The sequence below is a fragment of the Pseudomonas sp. B14(2022) genome, from assembly GCF_012030485.1.
Classification (GTDB): Bacteria; Pseudomonadota; Gammaproteobacteria; order Pseudomonadales; family Pseudomonadaceae; genus Aquipseudomonas.
In genome coordinates, this window is sequence record NZ_JAAUVM010000046.1 from 1 (window position 1) to 3,186 (window position 3,186).

Annotated in this window: 1 rRNA gene; it reads right to left on the bottom strand. The window is 50.6% G+C overall.

Annotated elements, in window-relative coordinates:
• Positions 1 to 94: 94 nt before the first annotated feature.
• Positions 95 to 2,986 (bottom strand): 23S ribosomal RNA (locus HCF10_RS30910).
• Between the last annotated feature and the right edge of the window lie 200 nt (positions 2,987 to 3,186).

Here is a 3,186-nt window from a genome sequence, read left to right on the forward strand (position 1 = left end):
TCGGTGTTTTGTGAGCATCGAACTTTCGGTTCATTGCGTCTTCACACACCGCAATCTGATGCTCTTTCGAGTAGTCAAATTGCTTGGGTGTTATATGGTCAAGCCTCACGGGCAATTAGTATTGGTTAGCTCAACGCCTCACAGCGCTTACACACCCAACCTATCAACGTCGTAGTCTTCGACGGCCCTTCAGGGGACTCAAGGTCCCAGTGAGATCTCATCTTGAGGCTAGTTTCCCGCTTAGATGCTTTCAGCGGTTATCTATTCCGAACATAGCTACCCGGCAATGCCACTGGCGTGACAACCGGAACACCAGAGGTTCGTCCACTCCGGTCCTCTCGTACTAGGAGCAGCCCCTCTCAAATCTCAAACGTCCACGGCAGATAGGGACCGAACTGTCTCACGACGTTCTAAACCCAGCTCGCGTACCACTTTAAATGGCGAACAGCCATACCCTTGGGACCGGCTTCAGCCCCAGGATGTGATGAGCCGACATCGAGGTGCCAAACACCGCCGTCGATATGAACTCTTGGGCGGTATCAGCCTGTTATCCCCGGAGTACCTTTTATCCGTTGAGCGATGGCCCTTCCATACAGAACCACCGGATCACTAAGACCTACTTTCGTACCTGCTCGACGTGTCTGTCTCGCAGTCAAGCGCGCTTTTGCCTTTATACTCTACGACCGATTTCCGACCGGTCTGAGCGCACCTTCGTACTCCTCCGTTACTCTTTAGGAGGAGACCGCCCCAGTCAAACTACCCACCATACACTGTCCTCGATCCGGATAACGGACCTGAGTTAGAACCTCAAAGTTGCCAGGGTGGTATTTCAAGGTTGGCTCCACGCAGACTGGCGTCCACGCTTCAAAGCCTCCCACCTATCCTACACAAGCAAATTCAAAGTCCAGTGCAAAGCTATAGTAAAGGTTCACGGGGTCTTTCCGTCTAGCCGCGGATACACTGCATCTTCACAGCGATTTCAATTTCACTGAGTCTCGGGTGGAGACAGCGCCGCCATCGTTACGCCATTCGTGCAGGTCGGAACTTACCCGACAAGGAATTTCGCTACCTTAGGACCGTTATAGTTACGGCCGCCGTTTACCGGGGCTTCGATCAAGAGCTTCGCGTTAGCTAACCCCATCAATTAACCTTCCGGCACCGGGCAGGCGTCACACCCTATACGTCCACTTTCGTGTTTGCAGAGTGCTGTGTTTTTAATAAACAGTCGCAGCGGCCTGGTATCTTCGACCGGCATGAGCTTACGGAGCAAGTCCTTCACCCTCACCGGCGCACCTTCTCCCGAAGTTACGGTGCCATTTTGCCTAGTTCCTTCACCCGAGTTCTCTCAAGCGCCTTGGTATTCTCTACCCAACCACCTGTGTCGGTTTGGGGTACGGTTCCTGGTTACCTGAAGCTTAGAAGCTTTTCTTGGAAGCATGGCATCAACCACTTCGTTAACTAAAAGTTAACTCGTCATCAGCTCTCGGCCTTAAGATCCCGGATTTACCTAAGATCTCAGCCTACCACCTTAAACTTGGACAACCAACGCCAAGCTGGCCTAGCCTTCTCCGTCCCTCCATCGCAATAACCAGAAGTACAGGAATATTAACCTGTTTTCCATCGACTACGCTTTTCAGCCTCGCCTTAGGGACCGACTAACCCTGCGTCGATTAACGTTGCGCAGGAAACCTTGGTCTTTCGGCGTGGGTGTTTTTCACACCCATTATCGTTACTCATGTCAGCATTCGCACTTCTGATACCTCCAGCAAGCTTCTCAACTCACCTTCACAGGCTTACAGAACGCTCCTCTACCGCATCACTTACGTGATACCCGTAGCTTCGGTGTATGGTTTGAGCCCCGTTACATCTTCCGCGCAGGCCGACTCGACTAGTGAGCTATTACGCTTTCTTTAAAGGGTGGCTGCTTCTAAGCCAACCTCCTAGCTGTCTAAGCCTTCCCACATCGTTTCCCACTTAACCATAACTTTGGGACCTTAGCTGACGGTCTGGGTTGTTTCCCTTTTCACGACGGACGTTAGCACCCGCCGTGTGTCTCCCATGCTCGGCACTTGTAGGTATTCGGAGTTTGCATCGGTTTGGTAAGTCGGGATGACCCCCTAGCCGAAACAGTGCTCTACCCCCTACAGTGATACATGAGGCGCTACCTAAATAGCTTTCGAGGAGAACCAGCTATCTCCGAGCTTGATTAGCCTTTCACTCCGATCCACAGGTCATCCGCTAACTTTTCAACGGTAGTCGGTTCGGTCCTCCAGTTAGTGTTACCCAACCTTCAACCTGCCCATGGATAGATCGCCCGGTTTCGGGTCTATTCCCAGCGACTAGACGCCCTATTAAGACTCGCTTTCGCTACGCCTCCCCTATTCGGTTAAGCTCGCCACTGAAAATAAGTCGCTGACCCATTATACAAAAGGTACGCAGTCACCCAACAAAGTGGGCTCCCACTGCTTGTACGCATACGGTTTCAGGATCTATTTCACTCCCCTCTCCGGGGTTCTTTTCGCCTTTCCCTCACGGTACTAGTTCACTATCGGTCAGTCAGTAGTATTTAGCCTTGGAGGATGGTCCCCCCATATTCAGACAAAGTTTCTCGTGCTCCGTCCTACTCGATTTCATGACTAAGAGATTTTCGCGTACAGGGCTATCACCCACTATGGCCGTACTTTCCAGAACGTTCCGCTAATCTCAAAGCCACTTAAGGGCTAGTCCCCGTTCGCTCGCCACTACTAAGGGAATCTCGGTTGATTTCTTTTCCTCAGGGTACTTAGATGTTTCAGTTCCCCTGGTTCGCCTCTTAAGCCTATGTATTCAGCTTAAGATAACCATCTTATGATGGCTGGGTTCCCCCATTCAGACATCTCCGGATCAAAGTCTGTTTGCCGACTCCCCGAAGCTTTTCGCAGGCTACCACGTCTTTCATCGCCTCTGACTGCCAAGGCATCCACCGTATGCGCTTCTTCACTTGACCATATAACCCCAAGCAATCTGGTTATACTGTGAAGACGACATTCGCCGAAAATTCGATAATACTCAATTCAGAGTAACTCACAAATTTTACCTTAGCCTGATCCGTTACCAGTGAAAGTAACGTTCAGTCTATCTTTCTATCACATACCCAAATTTTTAAAGAACGATCTAATCAAAGACTAGAAATCAACATTCACCATC